The following is a 26,849-nucleotide window of genomic DNA, read 5'->3' as shown; positions in this document are numbered from 1 at the left end:
TTCATTCTCCCCCTCCTGACTTTCTCCATTCGGCGAGCTGACGGTTGGCTTCCTCCACAATCCTGTTGACACCAGCAGTTTTTAGTTTTTGATTAAAAGATTCCATGGCTGCATCCAGATCATCCACACTACCGCAAAACATCCGATAGACTTCATCCGTATGCATAACAGGGGATCCAAATATCTCTGTGACAGCATTTATTTCTTCCTGAACCGGTTGTGTATCAAAACGGAATCCAAGCGGCAAATGAGTTTCATTCTCCTCATAACACCGTTCTACCATAGAGCGCTTGTCCTGCGGCATCCCCTCCTTAGGATATGTCAGCAGCGGATTGGTAAAGTTCTCTCCGTAATTACGCAGCCCATTATCTTGGTTGTAAACAGCATATCCACTTTCGACAGAATAATCGACCCCTTCCACACCGTACTGGATCAGATTGGCAATCTCTGCATCTGTGTACAACAGCGTCAAAAAGTCAAACGCCTCTTCCGGATATTTTGACCACGCTGCAATTCCCGTTGAGGAATCTCCGCCGTACGGGAGGAGACACATCCGTTTTTTGTCCGGTATCACCACCATATCAATCTTATGTTCTTTCTCTTCTCCGGGTTTTGAAAATTTATACACCGTTTCATATATCTGATCCGTATCCGTAACGGATTCCATAGCAAAGAATTCTCCAATGTTCTTAAGATCAGCATTCATTAAATTCTGATCCTGAAAACTTTTCATCTGAATCAGGTAATTCTTCAGTTCCTCTGTTTCAAAAGCATTCACAAACATACCTTCCGGATGATATCCAACTGCCTCGCATTCATCTATAAGCCAAAAACCCAGCCGATTCAACGCATCCATATATGTAACATACGGTACTATGTTTCCTCCCTCTCCGTCTCGTATCATCTTCAGTATATCAGCATTTTCAAAAATATCCTCAGATAATGCTTCCTGATTTATTCCATACTTTCTCAGGAGATCCTTCCGATAAGTCACCGCATTGAACAGCGGCATGTGCTGAGAGATCCCATACGTCACGCCATTAACCTGTGACCGTATCGGTTCCAGCTCGGTGAGCGCTGATTTGATCTTCACACCTTTTTCGGTCTCCAGCATATCATCCAGCGGCTCCAACAATTTTTTCCCAGCCATTTCTGTATATGGCGAGTAGTCATAATAAATATTTCCTTTATCATCATATCCTGACATCCCTGTGGGAACCGATATCACATCGGCCTGTCTGTCTTCTGACTTCAGTTTCTCCAGCGCCTGGTCCGGACTTAGTTGTTCATTATCGTTCATCGTATCATAATAAACTTCAATTTTAACATCATAGGGTACACTTTTATCTTCCAGCAGTTTATTCAATGGCTCCTGCCACATCTCCTGAAAAGTTCTTCCAAGACCACCTCCCCCTTCATAAATCTGCCAGACAATTACGTTCTCATTCTCTTTTTCCGTTTTCCGGGCTTCTTCGGTGTCCGTACTTTTTGCACTGCAGCCGCTGTGTAGTAAGATCATGAAGCCGACGGTCAGGATTGCTGGAATCCATTTTCTCATTCTCATAAAACCTCCTCCCTTACATGATTCGTACAGCGTGTTTCTATTTCATATTAATTACTTTTCCGGAACTGGCAAAGCAACTAACAGGATAAGGAGAAATATATATTTTCATTGATATCATCTTCGTTCCTGCATTTTCAAGATTAATGCAAATTTATATTACATATTTTCTCATATCTATGCATGTAGGTCAATGTTTTTGGTCTTATGTTTTGTTTTTTTGTATTTTATTCGCATTTCCTTTTAACTTTTTACAATTTTTCCCTAAAACACAGACGGAGGAGAACGGTCATGCAACACATTCTCCCCCGACTTATCATCTCCGGTCTGCCCGGTGCCGGTACACCTTCATCACTCCGCTTCCCCATTCTCCCATTTAAGCGGAATAAATACCTCATTTCCGTTATAAAAGTCTTTTTTTGTAATCAGACATGGCTGCCCGTTCTGTCCTGCCGTCACACCGTGGATATATTCTCCCGGAGTCTGCCAGCAGTAAAACGCATTCAGCACGGAATCTTGTAATTCCCTCGTCTTCTTCGTCTCCGCTTCATAATACCGATATGTTTCTCCTTCGGTCAGGAATGCCTTACCGTCCGCATACTGCGGCTGCTGGTCGGACTCCCCGCATTTTTTTATTTCTCCAGACGCTAAATCCGCTGCATATACCGCATAGCGCTCAAACCCATTGTCACCCCAATTCTCACCAACATCATACAATAATGTGTTGTGCGCCATATAGAAGCCGCCGTTGCCGTCTGCTCCCTCAAGGGTTTTCTCGTATGTCCCCGCCGCAATGTCGTACACATACCATGTTACCCGTTGTCCTGCCTCCTCAAAGTTCAGACCGTCAAAAGGCTTTTCAAAAAAAATTCCCCTGCAATACAGTTTATCCTCGTTTAGTCCCGCAACCTGCAGCGTCGCATTATTTCCTTTTTGTTTCGGCGTTAGCTCTTTTTGTTTTCCAGTGTCCAAATCCACACTGTATATCCATGTATCCACGACTCCTGTAGGCACCTGCATCCCATTCTCATCTGTCTCCAACTCATTCGATATACCGGCCAGATAAAGAATGCCATCTTTTACCGCGAAAGTGTCCAGATGATCCATCGTAAGCTCCGCCACCTTCTTCTGCGCGGATCGGTCCATGGCCGAGCTGGTGATCACGGCCTGCTGAAGCATCGGATCGATCTGTATCGTATACAGTTGATCTGCCGATAAAAAACCGCCGATCAGGCCCTCTCCGAGATAAGAATGACAGCGTTCCTCGTCCGGTGTATCCTCCTGCCACGTTTCATGAGTACAGTTCGGTTTGTTGCACACCTGCACGTCCTCTTTTTCCTTATAATCATAAAAATAAAGAAAATTCCGGCTGTCCACATGGTAAAGACCGTCATCTGTGGCAATGGCAAGCCCCATGCTCTGATTATAGAATGTGGTGTCTGCCAGCTTTTCCCTTCGCGTACCTCCTGCAAGAACGGCAGCTGCAATGCCTGCTGCCACAAAAACTACCAACATCACTATGATTACGATCCGCTTCTTTTTCATTCGTATTTTCCCCTCCATTCTTCAAGCTGGCGATTGGCTTCCGCCACGATTTTGTCTGCACCTGCGGCCTTTAGTTTCTGATTAAAGGATTTCAGGGCTGCATCCAGATCATCCACTTCACCCATAAATAACTTTATAACCTCATCGGTGTATTCTCCACTGCGTCCCAAAATCTCTCCTACCGCATCTTTTTCTTGTTGAACCGATTTCGTATTAAAGCGGAAACCGTTTGGCATATGAGTTTCATTTTCTTCATAACATTGTTCCAGCATGTTTCGCTTGTCCTCCTGCATCCCCTCTCCTGGATATGTAAGCAACGGATTTGTAAAATGTTCTCCGTAATTGCGAAGCGGGTTATTTTGATTGTAAACAACATATCCATTTTGCACAGAATAATCAACATTTTCCACACCATACTGAATTAGATTAGCAATATCCGCATCTGTGTATAATAAGCTTAAAAAGTCAAACGCTTCTTTCTGATGATTTGACCATGCAGAAATACCTGTTGCGGAATCTCCTCCATACAAGGCAAGCGTGGGCAGTTTTTTATTCGGTATCACTACAATATCAATTTCTTCCTCGCCCTGACCAGGGTGATACACTTTATATACTGTTTCATATATTTGATTTGTATCGCAATAATAAACCCCGGAAAAAAACTCTCCAGCACTTTGCGCATATGTACTTATCAGATTCTGATCCCATAAATGCTTCATTTGACTCAGATAATTTCTCAGTTCTTCTATTTCAAAAGCATTCATGAATTTCCCATTTCGCCCGTATACAAGGAGCTCACATTCATCTATGACCCAAAACCCAAGTCTGTTTAGTACTCCCATATCGGTAACATATGGCACTATTTTTCCATTCTCACCATCACATACCATTTTCAATATATCTTCGTTTTCAAAAATATCGTCAGATAGTTCCTCTATGCCTATTCCATATTTTTGCAGAAGATCCTTTCGATAGATTACTGAATTGAATGTCCGCATGTGTTGAGCAATCCCGTAAGTCACACCGTTAACCTGTAACCTCTTCAGCTCAGGCCCAGTAACATTCTCTTTAATCTTGATGCCCTTATCTGCCTCCAGCATATCATCCAGCGGTACCAACAATTTGTTTGTACCCATATCTCGATATGAAGAGTAATACGCATAAAGTTTTTCTCCGTACGCATCAAACCCAGTTATTCCTGTCGGAACAGAGATAATATCTGCCTGTAAATTTTCAGACTTTAAGTGTTCCAATGCTTCTGCTGGACTTAATCGCTCAACATCTTTTTCCAAATCGTAATAAACTTCTATTTTCACCTCATATGGCACACCCTTTTCCTTCAGAAGGTGATTAAGCGGCTCCTGCCATATATACGAAAAGCTTTCATCTGAAACCTGACTCTGTTCATAAACCCACCAAATAATTGTATTGGACTGCTCTTCTGTTTGATTCTCTGAAAATGTTTGATTTACATTTTCACCTTTTAACTGATTTTCACTGCAGCCGGTACAGCTGCATAGCAACACACAGCTTATCACCAGTAAGAGAAGCTTTTTGGACATACCTTTAATCATTCCTTTCTCATTTAATACTAAAACAGCATACATGAGTTATACACGCTTATATTCAAAAAGTAAATCTCTACTTAATTTTAATAGCATATCAAAGAAATAAGCTTTGTCATTTATTAACTAATCTTAATATTTTTAAAATATCTTATGGTATTGCCGTAACAACGTATCCACTATAAGTTGTTTTTGCATTGGTGGGACTATTTATAGCACCCGGACTAATACTTCCATACCAATATGTGGAATATGAAGTGCCTACGGTTGTCCTATAATCAGATGCCTTATTATAGACAAAATTAAACCTACCCGTACCTTTTGGATAAGAACCGCCCGAAAACTGATGCCACGAACTTTTAGTGCCACAATTAGCTGTTACTTTTTTTCCATTATAGTAACTACTGCTTGTACCTGCTGACACCGACATCGGTATCGCCAAAACCATTGTTAATGCCAATAAAAGTGCAATACTTCTTTTTCTTATCATACGTTTCCCCCTTTATTAAATGATATATATGATTATCTCTTTGATATCAAAATTGTATATTCATTATTATGCATTATTATTACTTTTTTATCAATATTTTTCCACTGACTTATTATTAATTTTTTTGTCTATGTTTTTTTATCAATACTTTCTTTTTAACTCTTTTGAGTGTTTTTTAGTTGACTTCATGGCATTTAAATATTATAATATAGACCAAAGGAGGTCCCTCATGAAAAAAATAAAGTTAAGCAATCGCGAAGCGGAAGTAATGGTCGTCCTGTGGAATTCAGACAAACCGCTAGCAGCCACTGATATTCCGGCAATTAATCCGGAATTAAGTGTTAATACAGTTCAGGCGGCTTTAAAAAACCTGCTGAAGAAATCTTACATCAAAGTGGCAGACATCATCTACCACGGAACAGTATTGACCCGCTCTTACGAGCCGTTGTTGACGCACGAGGATTATATCAACTCCCAGCTGGAAGATACGGTACTGACACCTTATGGTTATGCCGCCTCACTGGTCAAGAATGAAGAAAATGAAAATTTGTTGAATGAGCTGGAACAAATAATAAAGGAACAAAAGAAAAAACTAAAGAAGAGGTGATGATTTGATTCTTTCCTTCTCTTCATTTTTGGCGGCCTTTGCCGCCGGTAATGTAATGGTTCTTTTTCTCGCTGTACTTTTGAGAAGTAAATCTCCTTTGTCCAGATTGGGACTCAATGTTTTACTTCTTTTTACAGCATTTATTGGAATTCGTATGTTGTTCCCATTCGAATTTTTTTATACCATCACATTCCCATCTAAAGTAACCTTGCCGTTTTTATTTAGCTGGTTGTTTGAACATCCCATTTCACTGCCTGGCGGCATAACAGTTTACTTATGTCAGATACTGCTCACGTTATGGATTTCAGGAACTTTCTATTACCTTTTTCAAATCTTCTGGGGATATAGGAAACTTCAAAGACTTGTCAGGTTCCTTCCAACGCTGAACAGTGCGCAGGTTTCAATGATATTAAAGGAGGTACAAAAAGAACGGAATGACAGCACACAAATCCGCATCGTTCAGACCCCCTACATAGCAACACCTGCCCTGACTGGGTTCGTCCATCCGGTGATTCTTCTGCCAAATCTTCTTTTTGAAGATGAGGAGCTGCGCTATATCCTGACCCACGAATTTGATCATTATTACAGGCATGATCTGTTATGGAAATTATGTTTTGAGATATTAACTGCAGTTTACTGGTGGAATCCACTGATGTGGTTTTTAAAGAAAGAGCTTTCTGCTATAACTGAATTAAAAGCTGACGATACGGTCATCAAAAGCCTGGATGCTGAAAAACGCATTTCATATCTTGAATGTCTTGCCCGCATTCACAAATATCAGATACAGCAGCTTCAAAATTCCAACCTGATCCTGACTTTCAGTAATGATAAGCCTGATAGCTTATTATTTAGAGCACACTATATTATTAATGACAGAAAAAAGACGCATGGGGTTGGACTTGCCATTATATGTTTTATGCTGCTTGTATTATCTACACTTTTTATTTTTGAGTCGTATTCTGTCAGTCCGGATGTTAAAGAAGAAAGTGTAGAAGTTATTCCTGAAGAATGCTATTTTATAAAACTTGATGATTCTTTATATGAGTTTTATTCAGGCGATACATATTGCGGCACTGTTACTAATCCCTATTCAAATGATTTTAAAAACTATCCAATTTATTCCAAAGAAAATGAGGTATTGAGATGAAAAAATTAATGGTTATTGGCATGTTATTCTTATTGACATTTAATACTGCTCTGATTACTTTTGCAGGTGGAACAGATGTTTCTTCTATGCAAAATACAGATAGTGTCAGCTCCTCTGAGAGTATCACCCCTCGCAAAGACATTACGGGCTGGAGATATAAAAATGTTTCTGGTTTATGCTATAAAAGACTTTATAACTATACAACTCAAGAATGGATCGGCGGCTGGATTCGCTGCTAATACATAATTCTGGTTATTCTTCCCTTCTTCACACCGGGAAGATATGGTCTTAACGGACGATATCTTCCCGGTGTTTGCTGTCTGCAGGATAATCTTCTCATACTTTCTCCTTTTCTCACTTTTCGGGCTGACTTTCACAACTTACATAGTCACTTCCACAAAATCTGTGTTATAGTAAAAAGAAAACGGAGGTATCAATCATATGTATACAACATCACGCCACGAAGCAACGATATCGGTACCGGAATACCTGGAGGGATTTGTGGATGTTCCTACATTTCTGGAAGCCTGCAAGGCCTGTCCCAATTATGACCGTGTGTGGTCCTGCCCTTCGTATGATTTCGATGTTATGAAATACTGGAACCGCTATAAAACCTTCCGGCTGCTGGCAACCAAGATCACATTTGATGACGAATGTCTGTCAAAAACCTATACGCCGGAGGAGCAAAAAGAACTCCTGGATAAGATTCTTCCTGCCGAGAAACAGAAACTCAGTGATGAATTGCTGCGGGCGGAAAAACTTAATCCGGGCAGTATCAGTCTTTCTGCCGGAAGCTGTCATTTGTGCCCTCAGTGTACCAAACCGACGGGCAAGTCCTGTCTGAATCCTGAGATGATGCGTTACTCCATTGAATCTCTTGGCGGTAATGTCGGCCTGACGATCGAGAAACTTCTCGGACTCAGCCTGGAATGGATGGAAGAAGGTAAGCTCCCTCACCACTTTGTTCTTGTGTGCGGTCTGCTGCTTCCGTGATATGTGGCAGGTACAGATATTATACATAAAACAACTGCTCTGAATTTAGTTCATCAGAGCAGTTATTTTATATCTGCGGACTTTGGTTCGCCTTTCGGTATTGTTTCGACGTGATGCCGGCGTATCTTCATATTTAATTACAAAAACCCCCCCGTACAGGACGGCAAAACCGTGTGTGCAGGGGGTTCTATTTGTCTCATAAGCTGACTGCTTATTTCGTCAGCAGCATCATGATCTTATTGCTTCTCTCAAGGAACTTCGTCATCTGCTCCGGTGAAAGCTGTTTATGACTGAGCATGGCCATATCATACAGCTGCTCACAGATCATATCTGTATTCTCATCCTCTTTGTGGTCCATGATGTAGGACACGAGCGGATGATTCACGTTGAGCACGAGCGTCTCATTTCCGCCTCCGAACATGCTGGAATCCATACCATACATCTTCATCATATCCTGCATCCGGCGGTTTTCCTCTGAGAGTGTCATCATTGCAGAGACACTGTCATCTTTCAGTTTTTCGGCCCTGACATCAAGCTTCTCTGCATTCAGGACTTTCTTAAACATATCAGTAAGAGCCTCTGCTGCTTCCTTCAGTTCTTCACTGTCACCTTCCTTAAAGTCTTCTGTCAGATCAGCATCGATTCTCTGGAAATGCACTTCCTCTTTCACCTGCTCAACATGTGAGATAAACGCAGAATCTATATTGTGTTTCAGGACAACGGCATCTTTACCTTCCTTCCGGAACATATTGATATACTGGCTCTGCTGTACCTCGTCCGTCACATAGAAGATGTTTGTCTTAACAACTTCCTTCTTCTCTTCGGAATCTTTGTTTTCCTCCGCTGTCTCTGCTACTGTCTCTTCGGCTGCCTCATCTGCTTTTTCCTCTTCCGGTTTCTTATTCTCCTCGATGCAGTCAGTGAGCGTGAGATATTTGCCATCCAGGTTTTTGTAGAGGATATAGTCCATCATCTTCTCTGAGAATTTCGTCTCTTTGATGCATCCGAACTTGATGAACGGACTGATATCATCCCAGCATTTCTCATAGGCTTCGCGGTCCGTCTTGCACATGCCAGTCAGTTTATCCGCAACCTTTTTGCTGATATATTCTGAGATCTTCTTAACAAATCCGTCGTTCTGCAGCGCGCTTCTGGATACATTGAGCGGCAGGTCCGGACAGTCGATCACGCCTTTTAACAGCATCAGGAATTCCGGAATGACTTCTTTGATGTTGTCCGCAATAAATACCTGATTGTTGTACAGTTTGATGGTTCCCTCAATGGAATCGTATTCTGTATTGATCTTCGGGAAGTACAGGATACCCTTTAAATTAAACGGATAGTCTGTATTCAGATGGATCCAGAACAGAGGCTCTTTATAATCCATAAATACTTTGCGATAAAATTCTTTATACTCCTCATCCGTGCAGTCATTCGGATGCTTCATCCAGAGCGGCTGTGTATCGCTTAAGGAAACCGGTCGTTTATTGATCTTCACCATGTCACGGGCAGGAGAAATCTCCACGACTTCCTTTTCTCCGTCTTCATTTTCCTGTTCCTCTGTCCTGGCCTCCTCATGGATACGCTCCACGATCACGTCATCTTCTCTTAATTCTGACTCTTCAATCGTCTCGTATTCCTGTTCGGCGTTCTCTTTGGACAGGAAGATTTCTACCGGCATGAAGGAGCAGTATTTTTCGATGACTTCACGCATACGGTATTCATTTGCGAATTCCAGACTGTCTTCATTCAGGAACAGGGTAATCTCGGTACCGACGGTCTGTTTATCGCCCTCACCGATCTCATACTCTACGCCGCCGTCACACTCCCAGTGTACCGGTTTTGCGCCTTCTTTGAAAGAAAGCGTATCAATATGCACATCGTCTGCCACCATGAATGCAGAATAGAATCCAAGTCCGAAATGTCCGATGATCTGGTCTTCATTCGTCTTGTCCTTATACTTTTCCAGGAACTGGGTTGCCCCTGAAAATGCAATCTGAGTAATATACTCTTCTACTTCTTCCTCCGTCATACCGAGTCCGCTGTCGATAAACTTCAGAGTCTTCTTCTCCGGATTTACGATAACATCAATCTTACATTTATAATCATCCGGAAATGTGTATTCACCCATAATTTCCAGCTTTTTCAGCTTTGTGATGGCATCACATCCGTTGGAAATCATCTCACGTACAAAAATATCGTGATCGGAATACAGCCATTTTTTAATAATCGGAAAAATATTATCGCTGTCGATTGATAAATTACCGCGTTTTAAATTCTCTGCCATTGCAGTCCACACTCCTTTGTTCAATTAATATACTGTTTGGTAATATCTTAATACCCATTGTGCAAAAAGTCAAGAAAAAATTAGCACTCAATTTTAGTGAGTGCTAGTAATCTGCGCCGAGTGGCATTTCCCCTGCAAATCTATATACTAAATAAAAAAGGAAACCATAATCATATGAAATTTTGTTTCTGTCATCCCAAACCCGATTGCAAGCCGTATGAAATACAATCTTATGCTCAATATGGAGTGCAGTCCAATCAGCCCTCCAACACAGACCTGACAATGCAGGTTCTGTTTCAGGAAGGCGATCTGATTTCACTTAACAATCATGAGATACGGTTGGCGTCCGGTTATTTATATCTTATTGATTATGTATTTTTAGCAACACCAGAAATAAACAGTTACTTTCAAATAACACCTAAAATAAACGGCCGGCTCAACTTACTATACTCATTTTTTGCACCGTCAGGGTCTGCGGCACGTAACGCCTCCGCATCCGGCAGTTTCACTACAAACGCTGCTGCTGCTAAGGATGCTGTCCTAGGCTTTAACCTGACTTATCCGGAAACGGTCCGTAACATAGATATCACCGGTGCCATATCAGTCACTGCACTTGGCAGGATCAGATCTTCTTAAAATAGCTGGGCGGATATCCCATCACTTTTTTAAATACTCTGGTAAAGTAATTCGGGTCGTAGATTCCCACCTGCTCTGCGGCCTGTCTTATTGTAATCCCGTCACCAGGCAGAAACTCCAAAGATTTAATGATACGGACACGCGTCACATACTCCAGCGGAGTCAGTCCCGTCACATCCTTAAAAAGCATCCGGAAATAGCTCTCTGAAAGCGCAGAATCCCGGGCAAGTTTTGCGACATCCAGTTCTTCACTAAAGTGCTCTTCCATGTACGAAAGGGCACTGCCTACCAGTTCCCGTTTTCTAGTATTATGTTTCAGCAGCTTTGGCGGCTGCCGGTTCTGCGCCCGTTTGATCGTGACAAGGATAACCTGCAGAAGTGACGCTTTGATGTACTCTGCACCGAACTGCGTACAGTCCTGTTCTTCAAGAATCTGGAGCAGCAGAGCCTCAACGCGAAGAGCCTCCTGCGGTGTGAGATGGATAATTCCCTGAATATGAGACTTCTCATCATTTGTAAGAGAAGCCGCGTCATCTGTATCATTACCGGACATGTTCTCGAGCAGATTTTCCCACTGCGAACGGATGTCTTCCATACTGTCAGTAGCCGAGCCCGGCGGAAGTGTCTCGCGCATCAGCTGCTTCCACTCCTCACCCAACTGTTCCGGAAAAAAATAACAGTTAATAAACCGAATCTGGGAATTCATCATGTAACCATGTTTCTGGTGGGCGGGAACTAAAAAAACATCTCCGGAAATCAGCGGCATCTCAATGCCGCGGAACCGGTGCATGCACGCGCCCTTCGTGATCAGTACGAATTCCTGAAATGCATGTGTGTGCTCAGCGATCACCGTCTCGCTTTCATATTCCGCAGCTTCTGCCGCGATCGCCGTATTTTTCAGCGGGAAGTCAATATAATTTTCCATATACAGCACCTCTGTTAAATTTGAAGTATATCGTTTTCTCTATGAGATGTGGCATTATACTGACACTATAGCACAGAAACCAGACACACTCCAGAAAAATCATAAGATTGTGCTACTTTATTCTTGCATCGTTATGCTAATTTCAACAATCGGTGTGATAAACTGATAACATCAAATGAATTCATGCATGATTTTATCAAGACCGTTCCCCGCGTGATCTGCGGGTGTAACTCAAACCAAAAAGTATAACAGGAGGCGCAATATATGACGTCAAGAGAACGAGTATTAAAAACATTGAACTTTGAGGAAGCAGACCGCATTGCCGTTGACTGGGGTAACAATGCAGTTACCGGCATCCAGGCAGATGCATACCGCAATCTGCTCAAATATATCGGACATGAGGAAGAGGAGATCGTCATCCGCGATATCAAACAGGGACTCGCCCTTGTAAGTGATTACGTACTGGATTACTTTGATGTGGACACACGTCCGCTCCTGACCAACCCGCCAGACGGATGGCAGATGCGGATTGATGAAAACGGCGGCTTTTATGATGAGAACGGTGTTTACTTCAAACAGATGGGTGAATATTTCGATTTCGTAAAAAACCCGCTCGAAGATGCCGATACCATAGAAGATCTGAAAGCCTTTAAACCGTCTGACCCAACCGATCCTTCCAGATTTGCCGGAATGAGAGAACGTGCGAAATACCTGAGAGAGAACACAGACAAGGCGATCGTCATCGGTGAGCACGGTTCTGTATTCTATCAGGCCTGGGAGTGGAGAGGCATGCAGAACTTCATGGGTGACTTCGCCGGCGATCCTGAGTTTGCAGACTACCTGATGGATATGGCTGCCGACTGGTGGAGTGCCTGGTATGAGACCATGCTCAAAGAAGTCGGCGAGTATGTCGACATCATGTGGCTGGGAGACGACTGGGGAACACAGAACGGTCCGCTGGTCCAGCCGGAGCAGTTCGAAAAGCGAGTACAGCCGCGTATCAGGAGAGTCATCGACTCCATGCATAAATACTGCGATGCAAAAGTAGCATACCACAGCTGCGGATCAATCTCCTGGGCGTTTGACTCACTTCGTGATGCCGGAGTCGATATTATACAGCCGGTACAGGCAAACGCTGCGGGCATGCAGGACAGCAGGAAAATAAAAGAAATGACTTACGGAAAGCTGGTACTGCACGGCGGTCTTGACAATCAGGGGAAATTTGCCGGGCCAACAGATGCAGTCATCGCGGATGTTAAGCAGAAAATACGTGACTTTGCGCCGGGCGGCGGTTATCTGTTCGCATGCGGACACAATATCCAGTCCGACTGTCCGCCTGAAAATATCGTGGCGATCTTTGACACCTACAAAAAGTATGGTAAATATCCAATCAGCATCGACGAGGATTAATATCTGAATCCATCTATATATTCCTTTACTGAAAAAGAGGTCCGCCGGACCTCTTTTTCACTTACCGTAAGAATAATCTGATCAGCGTCTCTTTCCACTTCGTCAGCGGATAATACCGCATCGGCAGGTCCAGCCAGTTATATTTCTGCAGCACACTCTTCCTGTGGCTGAATGTCTCAAAAGATGCCTTTCCATGATAGCTTCCCATACCGCTTGCGCCGACCCCTCCGAATCCCATCTGGGATGTGGCCAGGTGAATGATCGTATCGTTGATACATCCGCCCCCAAATGATAGTTCTTTCAGCACCCGGTGTTCCATCGCAGGATCCCTGGTGAACAGATACAGTGCCAAAGGCTTATCTTTCGCCTTCACACGCGATATCGCTTCCGGTATATTGCAAAACGTCAGAATGGGGAGAATCGGTCCGAATATCTCCTGCTGCATAACCGGCGACTCCCAGGTGATATGGTCCAGGATCGTCGGTGCGATCTGCATCGTATCCTGATTCGCATATCCGCCTTCCAGTACCGCCTCATCCTTTATCAGCTCCATCAGTCGGTTAAAATGCTTCTGATTGATGATCCTGGGATAATCAGGGTGCATCACCGGTTCGCTCCCCAGCATTTTGTGAAGCCATTTCTTCAGGTATGTGACAAGCTCATCCTTTACGATTTCTTCTACCAGAAGGTAATCAGGCGCCACACAGGTCTGACCGCTGTTCAGAAACTTTCCAAACACGATACGGCGTGCCGCCAGATCAAGATCCGCAGTCGCGTCGACGATACACGGACTCTTTCCCCCCAGCTCCAGCGTTACCGGAGTCAGATTCTTTGCAGCTTTTTCCATAACTGTCTTCCCGACTTCCACGCCGCCGGTGAAGAAGATATAATCAAATCTTTGATTCAAAAGCTCCGTATTTTCTTTTCTGCCGCCTTCGACGACAGCCACATATTTTCTCGGGAACACTTCAGATATGATCTTCTGGATCACTCTCGAAACAGTAGGCGCATATGCGGAGGGTTTCAGAACACAGCAATTCCCCGCGGCGATAGCCCCGATCAGCGGTTCCATGCACAGCATAAACGGATAGTTCCACGGGGACATAATCAGCGTCACACCGTATGGCTCCGGGATCACAAAGCTTTTCGCCGGAAAATGGACAAGCGGTGTCGACACTCTCCTTCCTCTGATCCAGAACGGAAGATGGCGTTTGACGTAGCGCAGCTCAGAGAGCGTCATGCCGACCTCCGCCATATAGGACTCCGCACCTGATTTATGCAGATCCTGCTTCAGTGCGCTCAGTATCTCTGACTCGTTCTTTTTTATGCCCGCCTCCAGACGGCTCAGTGCCGTCATCCGGAACTGAAGACTTTTTGTCTGGTTTCCCGAAAAAAACGTCTGTTGTATTTTCACCAGTTTTCTGATATCCATAACCTATCCCCTTTCATCTTCTCCGTTCATTGTCACAAATCCATGTCAGAACGCTTTCTCCAGGATAAAAATAACGTCCTCATATTTCACCTCACGCGGGTTGACGATCATGGCACCGTCATTGATCGCCGTCCTGGCAATCTGGGCAAAATCACTTCTTTTAACACCGCATTCCCGCAGCCTGACGGGGAGTCCGCACTCTTTATGCAGACGCATACGCAGTTCCCACACGGCGCGTATCGCTTCTTTTCCCCGTTCACTTTCTGGAGTCCTGGCAAAGACCTCCGCTCCGGCGAGATGCAGCAGCAGCTCGGCATACATCTCTTTGCAAAGCCGGTGATTAAATGCCATGCCGTGCGGCAGCAGGATCGTCATCGCATCCCCGTGCGGAACCCGGCAGACACCGCCGAGCGCATGACCGACGGCATGTATCACGCCGACCATGCTGTTTGAAAATGCCGCGCCCGCCATCATGGATGCATTTGCCATGGCAAGGCGCGCCTTTTTGTCTCTTCCGTTTGTCACTGCACGCTCCAGATTATCTGCGATCAGACGGATGGCACCCACCGCATACGCGTCGCTTGGCGGATTCTTCTGAATACAGGTATACGCCTCAATCGCGTGACAGAGGGCATCCATACCCGTGGAAGCTGTCATTCTCGGCGGAAGCGTCTCTGTCATCCTTTCGTCCAGCACAGCTGCATCCGGCTGCAGATAGTAAGAGATAAACTCCATCTTCAGCCTGCGGGCCTCATTTTTGATGACTGCTACAAGTGTAGACTCCGAACCCGTCCCGGAGGTTGTCGGCACTGCGATAAACGGAATATGATTCAGCCCTGTCATGTTTTCACAGCCCCAGATATCCAGCAAATCCTCCACATTCTGAGAAAGGACCATCCGGACTCCCTTCGCCGTATCGATGACAGAACCTCCCCCCACCGCAACAAGGCTGTCACAGCCAAGCCTGCGGTATTCTTTTACAATATTATGCACGACCTTCAGAGAAGAGTCCGGCGGAATGCTGGTATAAATACCGCCCGGTTCAGTTCCGCCCCCCATCATTGCATCCAGCACAATCTTCAATGTACCGATTTTCTTCAGCATTTCATCAGAGAGCACCATCGGTTTTTCCGCCCCCAGATTTTCAAGTTCTGACGGAATGTTTTCCAGCGCATACCGTCCGCACATCACTTTTGCCGAGCTCTGAAATTCATAATATTCTGGTATCATACGTGTTACGTCTCCTCAAATTTTTTATGCATACATTTGATCCGGTATGGTTTCTTCTCCTCCGGCGACATCGTATATGCCCCTCTCGCCGCACCGATCAGTATTCTCGTGTACAGTGCCAGTGTACCGCAGTGCTTTTGTGCCACTTCCTTTAATATCCGCCTGGTCATCACCTTCGGAAAAAGATAGGATTCTACCACATCCACACAGCGCGTCAGCTCCATCGCTGTTCCGACGTCCCCATGCAGTGTAAATGCATGCGCGGCATACGCCTGAGCGATTCCCTGTCTTCCTGTCAGCACCATAGATGCCGCCTCCAGGCTGCGGAATGTGATACAGGTGTCGTAATACCTTTGGATCCGGGGATTCAAACGCTGCAGCTTATCTTTATTCTTGCGAAAAAACAGTCTCGGTCCATCCTTGGAGCATGCAAGGCAGTACGTCATCCCGTCCGGCCAGCTGTCGATCTCTTCCCTTACCCGTCCGTCGATTTTGTGCAGCTCACAGATACCTGCATACATCACATACAGTACGATGGCGCCAAGCCGCTTTTCCATCTTTTGTTTCATCACCGATTCTATGCTCATATGAAAATCCATTGTCATTCTTCTCCACTCAATTTACGTAAAATGCTTCTCGCCGCACTGATGCCGTTTGCACTCGCCTGCTGCAGCCCGCGTGTCACAGACGCACCGTCGCCGATGGCGCGGAGCCCGCTGATACTGGTCTGAAAATCACGGTCTACCACGACTTTATTAGAGTAGAACTTCACCTCGACCCCATACAGAAGCGTCTCATCACTGGCAATTCCGGGAGTCACCTTATCGAGCGCCATGATCATCTCGGAAATATCCACCATGATTCGGTGAGGCAGCACTAATGAAAGGTCCCCGGGCACGGAGTCCTTAAGTGTGGGGATCAGATTGTTCCTGCACAACCGTTCCTCGGTCGTTCTTCTGCCCCTCCTGAGATCCCCGAACGTCTGAACCATGATCTTTCCGTCACACAGCATGTTGCTCAGCTGTGCGACCGCCTTTCCGTATTCAATCGGTGTCTTAAATGGTTTGGTGAAATTTTTAGAGACGAGAAGCGCAAAATTCGTGTTATTCGTCTTATACTCAGCAGATTTGTAAGCGTGGCCGTTAACCACAGCCAGACCGTGTTCATAGTATTCCGTTGCGACTTCTCCGGAAGGATTCGTGCAGAAGGTACGAACCTTATCGTCAAACGTAGGCGTATAGTAAATCAGCTTCGCTTCATACAGATTTTTGTTCAGGAATTCCATGACCTCATCCCGAACTTCTACACGCACACCGATATCAACTGTCCCGACCTCCGTCTCAATGCCGTGATCACGGCAGACATGGCTCAGCCAATCGGCTCCTTCCCTGCCCACAGATGCGACAATCTCATCTGCCTGATAAATTTCACCGTCCTGCGTCACAACATTTTTTGCACAGCCCTCTTCTATCGTGATATCCGTCACCATGGTGTTAAATTTCACCTGAATTCCCTGACTTAGCAGGTGATCCTCAAGACGCTGGTAAATCTTATAACCTTCCTCCGTCCCCAGATGGCGGATGGGACATTCTACCAGTTTTAGATTTGCGTTGATCGCCTTTTTCCGGATCTCCCGCAGTTCTTTTTCCTTATCAAGCCCATACACCTTACTGTCTGCACCGAATTTCAGATAGATATCATCAGACTCTTTCAAGAGCTGTACGGTCTTTTCATAACCCAGAATCTCCGGCAGATTCCCTCCGACATCAGGCGAGAGTGACAGTTTCCCATCTGAAAAAGCTCCCGCCCCCGCAAATCCTGTGGTGATCGAACACGGGCTGCAGCCCATGCATTTTTGTGTCCTGCGCTTGGGACAGCTTCTGTTCTCAATCGCGCGGCCCTTCTCGATCATCAGAATCTTCAGACCGGGATTCTCCTGGATCAGCGTATATGCACAGAATATTCCCGACGGTCCTGCGCCTATGATTATCACATCATATTTGTTATTCATTCAGACTTTACCCTTCCACAATCAGATATTTTCCGTCCGGCAGCTCAAACACTTCACTGGCCTCTCTCAGCTCATCATCCGGCATATCCTGCACATCCATTCCGGATTCCTCCATGTAATCACGGACCTCCCTGATAGAATCCACAACGACGGCCATACAGTCTTCCAGAAACGCCTCGGCCTCCGCGAGTGTCTCTGCCACCGGTTCATCAAAAAGCTGTGACTGTTTTTTTAAAAATACTTCCAGACATTCTTCACTGTAACTCTGCATGATATTTCCCCCTTTTCCTCTGTATATCCAGTAATTCTTCCGGACGTTCGATAATGTAATGGGCATGGTGTTCTTCCAGTTCCCCGCGTTCCCTGAAGCCCCACAGAACTCCGATCGTCAGCATACACGCCCTGTTGCCCGTCTTCATATCTGTGTCGGTATCGCCGACATACATGCATTCTTCCGGCTTCACTCCCAGTCTGTGCGCGATCAGCAGAGCACTGTCAGGCGCAGGTTTCCGCGGGATACTTGGCATCTGCCCCTGAATGACATCGAACAGCCCATCCCCGTATATCCCATGAATGGCCCCCACAGCCGCCGGATGCGGCTTGTTCGTACAGACGGCCAGATGTACTCCGCGTTCTCTCAGCTCCAGCAGTGTCTCCGGCATGCCTTCATACGCCCTCACATGATAAAGAGGGTCTTTTGCAAATAAATCCCGGTACATCTGTCTTGCCTCATCCAGGTACGACAGATCGCCTCCTGTCTTAACAAAGCAGCGCCTGATCAGTTCATCCGCACCGTCACCGGCAAAATAATTGAAAAGTTCCACCGGAACCGAGTCCAGTCCATAATGTGTCAGTACCTGATTTGCCACATGCGCAATAGACTCTACGGTATCTAATAGTGTTCCATCCAAATCAAATAAACATGCCTTGTACATCCATGTTCTCCTTTTTCGCGCATTTTTGTTTAAAATTCAAAAAAAAGCATACGCTTTAAGTATACCCCGCTCAAATCGGTGCCGCAACCGATTTTCAGTTTTTTTTACTTTATGCTTTCTTTTTTTACAGAAAAGTATTACAATGATTTTAAATTCAGGTTATAAAAAAGGAGAATGATTGCTATGTGCAAAAACAATGTCATAAAGAAGCTGGCATGCCTTGCATTTATCGGTGCCGCTATCGGCGGGCTCATTATTTTTTTCAAAAAATTTGAAAAAGACGGTGATGACCTGTTCGAGGAAGGAGAGGACGATTTTGACTCCTGTCCCGGATGTGCCGACACCAGCCGAAGTTATACGACAATCTCCGGCGATGCGGTTGCTGCCCAGGATGAGCATCCTGAAAAAGCTGCAGAAGAAGCTGTGAAAGAGGCTGTTGAAAAAACAGAAAAAGAAGCAGAGAATACCTCAGAAACCATATAAACGATGCTATGAAGGAAGAGGCTGATTTCGTCACAAGAAATCAGCCTCTTCTGTCGTTTATTTCCATGCCCGGCAAAGCCTGTTCATCCCCTGCCGTATTTCCTCCTCGGACAGCGTCGCATACCCGAGAATCACCGCCCGGGATTCTTCCGGAGACATACTGCCTGCGGTATCATAGGCAGAAAGTCCATAGATACGAACACCCTGTGCAGCAGCCCGCTCCACAGCTTCCTGTTCTGTTATTCCGCCGGTGAATGTCAGCCCCACATGAACTCCCGCATTTTCCCCAAACACCCGGCAGATATCCGTCATCTGTTTCAATTCTGCAAGAAGTACATCATGTTTTCCTTTGTACAGGGCCCGCATCCGGTTCAGATGCCGCTCGTAATGCCCGTCACGGATCAGCAGTTCGATAATCCTCTGGTCCACTTTCGATACTGTGGCAGAAAAATTGCTTCCGCACTGTCCATATCGTTTGACCAGCTTTTCCGGCAAAACCATATAACTGATACGTATTGCAGGTGCGATTGATTTGGAAAACGTGCCGAGATAAATCACATTCTGATGGCTGTCATACCCCTGCAGTGCCGGAATCGGCTTTCCGCGGTACCGAAATTCACTGTCATAATCATCCTCAATGATGTAGCGTTCGCCGGCGTCATCCGCCCACGAAAGCAGCTGCATGCGCCGTTTGACCGGCATGACATTTCCCATGGGGAACTGGTGAGACGGCATCACGTAAGCAATATCTGCGCCGCTTCTCTCCAGTTCATCGATCCTCATACCCGCATCATCCATGGCTATGCTGCATACCTGATATTCCAGGTTCAAAAACCCCTGATACGCGCTCTTATACGTTGGGTTCTCCATGGCGATCACATGGTGCTGCCCCAGGATTACCCTGAGCAGCATCAGCAGGTAATCGTTTCCGGCGCCCACGATAATCTGTCCCGGCGTACAGTGCACTCCGCGGGCATGGTGCAGATAGGATGCCAGAACCTGGCGGAGTTCCCATTCTCCCTGCGGATCTCCCAGCTGAAACAGCGATGTGTCATCCTGCTGAAGGATTTCCTTTGATATTTTTCTCCACTGATTCTGCGGAAAGCCATGCGCATCGATACCATTGACCGCAAAATCGTATGTGTATTCCTCCAGATTTCCCGGCTTTTTCTCGTCCGGCACAGCCTCTTCTTCCGGAAACTGATATATGCCTTCAAGTTCACATACGAAATATCCCCTGTATGGGATAGATTCGATGTATCCTTCCGACATCAGCTGCATATAGGCAAGGTCCACAGTGCTCCTGCTGACCTGCAGGTAACGGCTCAGTGCACGCGTAGAAGGCAGACACTCCCCCGGGAGTATCTGCCTCTTTTGAATTTCCATTTTCAGGTGCTGATAAATCTGTTCATACAGGGGAGTTTTACTCTCTCCATCCAGAGATATGGTCAGCTCTCTCATCCTTCACCCTCTTATTTCGGCAGCTTGAATGAACTTTTCAGAGATACAATTCTGTTGAATACAAGCGCATCTTTCTTCGAATCTTTTACATCCACGCAGAAATATCCATTTCTCACAAACTGAAAACTATCGTACGCTTCTGCCTCTGCAAGTGAGGGCTCAAGATAACAGTCTTTTAATACGGTCAGAGAATTCGGATTCAGATTCAGAGTTCCGTCTTCATTGTATACCCCTTTTTCTTCATCGATGATATTTTCATAGAGGCGCACCTCCGCCTTGACAGCAGTCGCGGCAGCCACCCAGTGAATCGTACCCTTTACCTTTCTTCCCGTAAATCCGCTTCCGCTTCTCGTCTCGGGATCGTACGTGCAGTGTACTTCCGTCACGCGGCCGTTTTCGTCTTTGACGAAGCTTTCACATTTGACAAAGTATGCATTCATCAGACGGACTTCATTTCCCGGAAACAACCGGAAGTACTTTCTCGGCGGTTCCTCCATAAAATCTTCGCGTTCGATATACAGCTCTCTTGCAAACGGAACTTTTCTGGTGCCGAGATCTTCATTTTCCATATTGTTGGAGACCTCAAAATATTCCACCTGATCTTCCGGATAGTTGTCGATCACAAGTTTGACCGGATCCAGCACCGCCATCATACGCGGCCGTTTCATCTTCAGATCCTCGCGTATACAGTATTCCAGCATTGCATAGTCCACGGAACTGTTTGCCTTTGACACCCCACAGAGTTCCACGAACATCCTGATGGATTCCGGCGTAAACCCTCTTCTTCGAAGCGCCGCGATCGATACGAGACGTGGATCATCCCAGCCGTCTACAATGCCGTCTTCCACGAGTTTCTTTATATAACGCTTTCCCGTCACAACGTTGGTCAGATATAATTTGGCAAATTCAATCTGTTTCGGCGGCTTTTCGTACCCTAACTCCTGAACAACCCAGTCATACAGAGGTCTGTGGTCTTCGAATTCCAGGGTACAGATGGAATGTGTCACTCCTTCAATCGCATCCTCGATCGGATGCGCAAAGTCGTACATCGGATAAATACACCATGCATCCCCGGTGTTGTGATGTGTCATATGCGCTACCCGGTAAATGATCGGATCTCTCATATTGATGTTCGGAGAGGACATATCGATTTTTGCACGGAGTACTTTTTCACCGTCCTGATATTTTCCTTCTTTCATCTCCTGGAACAGTCTCAGATTCTCCTCTGCGCTTCTTTCTCTGTACGGACTGTTTTTTCCGGGCTTTGTCAGCGTTCCGCGGTATTCTCTGATCTCTTCCGCAGTCAGATCGCAGACATATGCTTTGCCTTTTTTGATCAGCTTCACTGCCGCCTCATACATCTGCGGAAAATAGTTGGATGCGAGAAACAGACGATCTTCCCAGTCAGCCCCCAGCCATGCGACATCCTCTTTGATCGAATCCACAAATTCTTCTTTCTCTTTCGTAGGATTCGTATCGTCAAAGCGAAGATTAAACTTCCCATGATATTCCTGTGCCAGCCCATAGTTCAACAGTATGGATTTGGCATGTCCGATATGCAGATAACCATTCGGCTCCGGCGGAAATCTGGTACATATCTCCTCATATGAACCTTCAGACAGATCCTTTTCGATGATCTGCTCAATAAAATTTTTGGAAATCGTTTCTTTTTCCACTTGTTTTCCTCCTCAGGTGCGAACTGAGCCGCCTGTTCGTGGGCGACTCAGCTTTTTACATTATTATTTTAGTATCATACCATAAAATTCCCACTTGTCAAAGGGTCTTACATCATTCCCCGAAACATACTCATCAGATTTTGCGTTCCCGCATCCGCAATAATCGGAATAAAGATGTACAGGATCAGGCAGACAGCTGCCGCCGTCACCACCAGCGATACGATCAGGCAGTAAAGCTTACGGTTCGTTTCCATCCTGACACCGTGTTCATATCCCCTCAGGAAAAACAGATAACTGACTGCAGCGAATATCAGAAACAGAACCACCGCAAATTTGGGAAGCGCCAGCGCAAAGATCGCCGACAGCAAAATACCTGCACTGTCAGCAAATGATGATACGCCGACGGCAGTCAGCATTTTATGCAGTGTCGTACTCCCTCCAAACATGGCAACAACTCCCTTAAAGATCCCCGCCTGAAGATACGCCCCGCCAAAGGCAGCTATGATGATCAGAAGAAATACCTTCAGGATCGAAATATCCACCGCACCATAAGAGATGCTCTTCAGTTTCGATATGGCCACCAGGCTGACCAGAAAACAGATCAGCGCCTTCAGCCCAACCATCTCCAGTCCCATCACACTGTTGTTGCTGTCACTGATCTTTCTGATCGTTGAATCCGGTCTGGAGATCAGCGGAATAATTTCAGCGAACATATTTTTCGTATTCTTCACGAACTGACCTTTTTTCTCATTAAACCACTGGGTGTTGAAGTTACCCTGTGGTCCTCCATATGGACTGCTCTGATACGGATTCCCCGGCTGCGGTCCCACATACGGGTTCCCCTGATACGGATTCCCCGGCTGCGGCCCCATGTACGGATTTCCCTGATATGGATTCCCCGGCTGCGGCCCCATGTACGGATTCCCCTGATATGGATTCCCCGGCTGCGGCCCCATGTACGGATTCCCCTGATACGGGTTCTTCTGACACTCTCTATCCTGATCTTCCTGCAAATCTGTTGATCTTCCCCCATCATCAGGAGTCTTTGCATCATGATCTGCCTGTCCCGCTGTATCCCGGGCTTTCTCCCGATCCTGTGCCGAGACTTCCGTCACTTTTTCTTCCTGTGAACCGCAGACCGATGATGTCTTCTCCGTGCAGCCGCAGGGTTGTCCGTTGATCAGCGGTTTCCCGCATTTTGTACAGAAATTTGCCATAGTCCCCTCCTCTTTCCTTTATTTTTTATTCCTATGTTAAAATTATAAGATATTCACGGGTAATGTCAAGTATTTCCCCAGCTGCCGGGTTATTGACATATCATAAAATCTATGATACGTTATATACCAAAAAAGAAAGGTGTGATAAATTTAAATGGACGACAGTGACAATAGCCACAGGGAAACAACCCTTACTGATTATCATATGATGACATCGACTGTTCCATGCAGTATCTTAGATAGCTGAGGTATAGTCTGCGCTTCCGAACCGAAGTACAGACTATGCCTTTTTATGTTCTCTTACATGTCACATATAAAAAATCAAGGAGGTTTCCAATACTATGATTGGTGCAATTATCTTACAGATCATTCTGATCATTTTGAATGCGACTTTTGCAAGCGCAGAGATCGCCGTTATTTCTATGAACGATACGAAACTGAAACGACTCACCGCGCAGGGTGATTCCCGGGCAGTAAAACTCTCTTCCCTGACCGAACAGCCGGCACGTTTTCTCGCCACCATACAGGTTGCCATTACGCTTGCATCGCTGCTGGGAAGTGCTTTCGCCGCTGACAATTTCGCAGGTCCTCTCGTCGATATCCTTATCAGCGCCGGCGTACCCATACCCAGGAATATAATGAACTCCCTGGCTGTCTTTCTCATAACACTGATTCTCTCATATTTCAGCCTGGTCTTCGGAGAGCTGGTGCCGAAACGGATCGCAATGAAGCAGGCCGACGCCCTCTCACTGAAGATGTCCCACCTTCTGTACGGAGTATCGAAGGCATTTGCACCGCTCGTCGCGCTGCTAACTGCCTCCACCAATGTAATGCTCAGGCTCCTGGGGATCAATCCTGATGAGGATGATGAAAAGGTAACCGAGGAAGAGATCCGCATGCTTCTGATGGAAGGAAGTGAGGACGGAACGATTGATATACACGAGAATGAAATTATACAGAATGTATTTGAATTTGACGATATCTCAGTAGAACAGATCTGTACTCATCGTATCGATGTGATCGCTCTGTACATAACAGACGACATCGAGAAATGGGAAGATACGATTTACAGCAGCCGCCATACTTATTATCCGGTCTGCGGCGAGAGCAATGACGATATCATCGGCATCTTAAATACCAAAGAATACTTCCGGATCAAAAACCGGACGCGTGAACATGTACTGGATGCAGCACTTGACAAGCCTTATTTTGTACCCGAGAGCATGAAAGCCAATGTACTGTTTCAGAACATGAAAAATTCCCGTATCTATTTTGCCGTCGTGCTGGATGAATACGGCGGACTGAGCGGTATCATAACCGTCCATGATCTGATCGAAGAGATTGTCGGTGATCTGTACGAGACCGAGGAACCGGCAGATATCGAACAGATCAGCGATGATACCTGGTGCATCCAGGGCTGCGCTGCGCTCGACGATGTTGCGGACATCCTGGGCATCAAACTTCCCGTCGATGATTACGATACGTACGGGGGGTACCTGTGCAGCGTCATCGGCAGGGTTCCCAACGATGAAGAGTGTTTTGAATGTGAAACCGATGATATACATGTCCAGGTACATTCGGTCTTTAACCACCGGATCGGCAGTACGACGGTTAAAAAACGAAAACATTGACCATGACAGAAGGAGTCCGCGGGCAACTGCCCCGGACTCCTTCTGTGTTCTTGAGTTATAGCCGTATCTGGCTGGTACACACATAGTCCAGCAGTTCCTGGCTGTGGCTGACCACCAGCATTCCAATCTTTCTCTCCTTCACTTCCCGGAGCAGGAAGTTCCAGATCTGTCCCTGGGTAATCAGGTCCAGCATGGTACTGATCTCATCGGCAATCAGGTAGCGGGTTCTTTGTCCAAGGGCTCTGGCTATGCAAAAACGCTGCAGCTCTCCTCCGGAAAGCTCCTGCGGATATCGTCCGAGCCAATCCGGTTCAATCCCCAGTCCGCGGACCACACGTTCTTCAATCTGGTCTCCTTCCTCCAGCACTGCCTCCATCTTCAGCCTGGGATTGACTGATTTCTCAGGATGCTGCCAGATCATCTGTACCGGACAGTATCCTTTCTTCGGAAGCGGGCGGCCATCCAGCAGGACCTGTCCCGAATCCGGCTGCATATACCCCCCGATAATCTTCATCAGCGTAGTCTTCCCGTAACCGCTGGGGGCGGTGACGCCTATGCGTTCCTGTGAGCCCACTTCCAGGCTGACACGATTCAGAACCGGTTCACCCTCTTCCTGATAGGAAAATACAATATCTTTAGCTTGCAGACTCATGACTGTGCCCCTCCTCACCCTGACATTTTACACAGCGTACAGTTCCGCAGCGTACGATTCGTGAAGTGATCTCTCCTTCACATTCTTTTGAAAACATCGGGCAGCGCGGTCCAAACACACATCCTTTCGGAAGTTCCTTCACATACGGCTGATTCCCGGCTATCGGCGAAAATCCATTTCTCGGCATTGCACGCCAGAGAGCTTTCGTATACGGGTGCCTCAGCGTCTCTTCCGCTTCAAAATCCGCCACCAGCGCCTCTTCTACCGTCGTCCCGGCGTAAAAAACCGCAATGCGGTCAGCCACCTCAAGCGCCAGTTCAATATCGTGGGTAATCAGCAGCACCCCGTTTCCCTCATCAGCGAAAGTCCGGAAATCCTTCATCGCCTTCTTGGCAAGCGAAAGCTCGAGCCCCGGTGTAGGCTCATCTGCGATGATCAGTCTCGGATTACCCATAAGAGCCGTACTGAGCAGAATCCTTCTGCTCATGCCCCCGGAGCACTCGAACGGGTACAGATCCTGTGTATCTTCCTGCAGCTGATATTTTTTAAACAGTCCGCGCTGCTTTTTTTTGGTCACGTCGTCTTTTCTGCCCTGGCGCACCTGTTTCCCAACTTTCATCAAAGGATCCAGATAATTGACGCTCTGCGGAACCAGTGCGATTTCTTTTCCTCTCACCTGCTGCTTGCGCTGTTGTGTCAAAAGCTCCTGCTCAAAATAAATTTCTCCGCTCATGCTGGCATTTCCCGGCAGAATTCCGAGAATGGCGTGTGCCAGCAGGCTTTTTCCGGAGCCGCTCGCACCAACCACCGCTACGATCTCACCTTCATGGACAGATACATTCAGATCCGATATGACCGGAAGGTCTATCTGCCTGGTTCCCCGGTCATACTGTTTAAACGATACTGAGAGATTACTGATCTCCAGTATATGCCACTTATTCAGACAACTCATACT

Annotated in this window: 24 protein-coding genes; 7 read left to right on the top strand and 17 right to left on the bottom strand. The window is 46.1% G+C overall.

Annotated features, from left to right (window positions below):
* Position 1: 1 nt before the first annotated feature.
* The 4 genes from NQ502_RS14980 to NQ502_RS14965 form a co-directional block, all read right to left on the bottom strand.
* On the bottom strand, positions 2–1,564 hold the full coding sequence (locus NQ502_RS14980) for a DUF3502 domain-containing protein (RefSeq protein ID WP_083963340.1): 1,563 nt from the start codon (positions 1,562–1,564) through the stop codon (positions 2–4).
* A gap of 348 nt (positions 1,565–1,912) precedes the next feature.
* The gene (locus NQ502_RS14975) at positions 1,913–3,106 is read right to left on the bottom strand and encodes a hypothetical protein (protein WP_028529015.1); all 1,194 of its coding nucleotides are present in this window, start codon (positions 3,104–3,106) and stop codon (positions 1,913–1,915) included.
* Positions 3,103–4,680 (bottom strand): ABC transporter substrate-binding protein, encoded by a 1,578-nt coding sequence (locus tag NQ502_RS14970; protein WP_028529014.1) that lies wholly within the window; start codon positions 4,678–4,680, stop codon positions 3,103–3,105. The genes NQ502_RS14975 and NQ502_RS14970 overlap by 4 nt, the downstream gene beginning before the upstream one ends.
* Before the next feature lie 142 nt (positions 4,681–4,822).
* Positions 4,823–5,161 carry a hypothetical protein gene (locus tag NQ502_RS14965; RefSeq protein ID WP_148511936.1) on the bottom strand — a complete coding sequence of 113 codons (339 nt, stop codon included), beginning with the start codon at positions 5,159–5,161 and terminating at the stop codon, positions 4,823–4,825.
* 229 nt (positions 5,162–5,390) lie between these two features.
* On the opposite strand from NQ502_RS14965, the gene NQ502_RS14960 reads away from it, so the two are divergent.
* The 4 genes from NQ502_RS14960 (at position 5,391) to NQ502_RS14945 (ending at position 7,908) form a co-directional block, all read left to right on the top strand.
* Entirely contained in the window at positions 5,391–5,768 is a 378-nt protein-coding gene (locus NQ502_RS14960; RefSeq protein ID WP_028529013.1) for a BlaI/MecI/CopY family transcriptional regulator, read from the top strand.
* Positions 5,769–5,772: 4 nt separating this feature from the next.
* Positions 5,773–6,915, top strand: coding sequence for a M56 family metallopeptidase (locus tag NQ502_RS14955; protein ID WP_083963336.1), 1,143 nt, complete (start codon positions 5,773–5,775; stop codon positions 6,913–6,915).
* On the top strand, positions 6,912–7,154 hold the full coding sequence (locus NQ502_RS14950; RefSeq protein WP_148511935.1) for a hypothetical protein: 243 nt from the start codon (positions 6,912–6,914) through the stop codon (positions 7,152–7,154). The genes NQ502_RS14955 and NQ502_RS14950 overlap by 4 nt, the downstream gene beginning before the upstream one ends.
* 202 nt (positions 7,155–7,356) lie before the next feature.
* Positions 7,357–7,908, top strand: a complete 552-nt coding sequence (locus tag NQ502_RS14945) for a DUF2284 domain-containing protein (RefSeq protein WP_044983316.1) — start codon at positions 7,357–7,359, stop codon at positions 7,906–7,908.
* Positions 7,909–8,119: 211 nt separating this feature from the next.
* Here the strand turns inward: NQ502_RS14945 and htpG are convergent, their stop codons facing one another.
* The gene (gene htpG / locus NQ502_RS14940; protein ID WP_028529010.1) at positions 8,120–10,195 is read right to left on the bottom strand and encodes a molecular chaperone HtpG; all 2,076 of its coding nucleotides are present in this window, start codon (positions 10,193–10,195) and stop codon (positions 8,120–8,122) included.
* Between the two features lie 622 nt (positions 10,196–10,817).
* Positions 10,818–11,756 (bottom strand): AraC family transcriptional regulator, encoded by a 939-nt coding sequence (locus NQ502_RS14935; RefSeq protein ID WP_028529008.1) that lies wholly within the window; start codon positions 11,754–11,756, stop codon positions 10,818–10,820.
* A gap of 264 nt (positions 11,757–12,020) precedes the next feature.
* Between NQ502_RS14935 and NQ502_RS14930 the strand changes: the two genes are divergently transcribed.
* A complete protein-coding gene (locus NQ502_RS14930; protein WP_028529007.1) occupies positions 12,021–13,166 on the top strand; it encodes a uroporphyrinogen decarboxylase family protein in 1,146 nt (381 codons plus the stop codon).
* A 61-nt stretch (positions 13,167–13,227) separates the two neighbouring features.
* On the opposite strand, the gene NQ502_RS14925 is transcribed toward NQ502_RS14930, so the two are convergent.
* Genes NQ502_RS14925 through NQ502_RS14900 form a run of 6 tightly spaced genes read right to left on the bottom strand, consistent with a single transcriptional unit; the run spans position 13,228 to position 18,774 of the window.
* Positions 13,228–14,598: an aldehyde dehydrogenase gene (locus tag NQ502_RS14925; RefSeq protein WP_028529006.1), complete on the bottom strand. Its 1,371-nt coding sequence runs from the start codon at positions 14,596–14,598 to the stop codon at positions 13,228–13,230.
* Between the two features lie 45 nt (positions 14,599–14,643).
* Positions 14,644–15,828, bottom strand: coding sequence for an iron-containing alcohol dehydrogenase (locus NQ502_RS14920; protein ID WP_028529005.1), 1,185 nt, complete (start codon positions 15,826–15,828; stop codon positions 14,644–14,646).
* A gap of 5 nt (positions 15,829–15,833) precedes the next feature.
* The gene (locus tag NQ502_RS14915; protein ID WP_028529004.1) at positions 15,834–16,427 is read right to left on the bottom strand and encodes a hypothetical protein; all 594 of its coding nucleotides are present in this window, start codon (positions 16,425–16,427) and stop codon (positions 15,834–15,836) included.
* 2 nt (positions 16,428–16,429) lie between these two features.
* Complete coding sequence (locus NQ502_RS14910) at positions 16,430–17,839, bottom strand: NAD(P)/FAD-dependent oxidoreductase (protein WP_028529003.1); 1,410 nt, start codon at positions 17,837–17,839, stop codon at positions 16,430–16,432.
* Positions 17,840–17,846: 7 nt separating this feature from the next.
* Positions 17,847–18,110 (bottom strand): hypothetical protein, encoded by a 264-nt coding sequence (locus NQ502_RS14905; protein WP_028529002.1) that lies wholly within the window; start codon positions 18,108–18,110, stop codon positions 17,847–17,849.
* A complete protein-coding gene (locus NQ502_RS14900; RefSeq protein WP_028529001.1) occupies positions 18,094–18,774 on the bottom strand; it encodes an HAD family hydrolase in 681 nt (226 codons plus the stop codon). The genes NQ502_RS14905 and NQ502_RS14900 overlap by 17 nt, the downstream gene beginning before the upstream one ends.
* A gap of 183 nt (positions 18,775–18,957) precedes the next feature.
* Here NQ502_RS14900 and NQ502_RS14895 point away from each other — a divergent pair, with 183 nt between their 5' ends.
* Positions 18,958–19,257, top strand: a complete 300-nt coding sequence (locus NQ502_RS14895) for a hypothetical protein (protein ID WP_028529000.1) — start codon at positions 18,958–18,960, stop codon at positions 19,255–19,257.
* A 57-nt stretch (positions 19,258–19,314) separates the two neighbouring features.
* On the opposite strand, the gene pdxR is transcribed toward NQ502_RS14895, so the two are convergent.
* The 3 genes from pdxR to NQ502_RS14880 form a co-directional block, all read right to left on the bottom strand.
* Positions 19,315–20,718 (bottom strand): MocR-like pyridoxine biosynthesis transcription factor PdxR, encoded by a 1,404-nt coding sequence (gene pdxR, locus NQ502_RS14890; protein WP_028528999.1) that lies wholly within the window; start codon positions 20,716–20,718, stop codon positions 19,315–19,317.
* Between the two features lie 11 nt (positions 20,719–20,729).
* Positions 20,730–22,394: a glutamine--tRNA ligase/YqeY domain fusion protein gene (locus NQ502_RS14885; RefSeq protein WP_028528998.1), complete on the bottom strand. Its 1,665-nt coding sequence runs from the start codon at positions 22,392–22,394 to the stop codon at positions 20,730–20,732.
* 107 nt (positions 22,395–22,501) lie between these two features.
* Positions 22,502–23,611: a proline-rich domain-containing protein gene (locus NQ502_RS14880; RefSeq protein WP_260046568.1), complete on the bottom strand. Its 1,110-nt coding sequence runs from the start codon at positions 23,609–23,611 to the stop codon at positions 22,502–22,504.
* 341 nt (positions 23,612–23,952) lie between these two features.
* On the opposite strand from NQ502_RS14880, the gene NQ502_RS14875 reads away from it, so the two are divergent.
* Positions 23,953–25,242: a hemolysin family protein gene (locus tag NQ502_RS14875; protein ID WP_028529395.1), complete on the top strand. Its 1,290-nt coding sequence runs from the start codon at positions 23,953–23,955 to the stop codon at positions 25,240–25,242.
* A 55-nt stretch (positions 25,243–25,297) separates the two neighbouring features.
* Here the strand turns inward: NQ502_RS14875 and NQ502_RS14870 are convergent, their stop codons facing one another.
* Positions 25,298–25,894 carry an ABC transporter ATP-binding protein gene (locus NQ502_RS14870; RefSeq protein ID WP_028529394.1) on the bottom strand — a complete coding sequence of 199 codons (597 nt, stop codon included), beginning with the start codon at positions 25,892–25,894 and terminating at the stop codon, positions 25,298–25,300.
* Positions 25,878–26,846, bottom strand: coding sequence for an ABC transporter ATP-binding protein (locus NQ502_RS14865; RefSeq protein WP_044983403.1), 969 nt, complete (start codon positions 26,844–26,846; stop codon positions 25,878–25,880). The genes NQ502_RS14870 and NQ502_RS14865 overlap by 17 nt, the downstream gene beginning before the upstream one ends.
* Positions 26,847–26,849 lie beyond the last annotated feature (3 nt).

Source organism: Ruminococcus gauvreauii, assembly GCF_025151995.1.
GTDB classification, from domain to species: Bacteria; Bacillota; Clostridia; order Lachnospirales; family Lachnospiraceae; genus Ruminococcus_G; species Ruminococcus_G gauvreauii.
The sequence above is the reverse complement of the archived record's forward strand: the minus strand, read 5'-3'. Positions and strand labels throughout refer to the sequence as shown.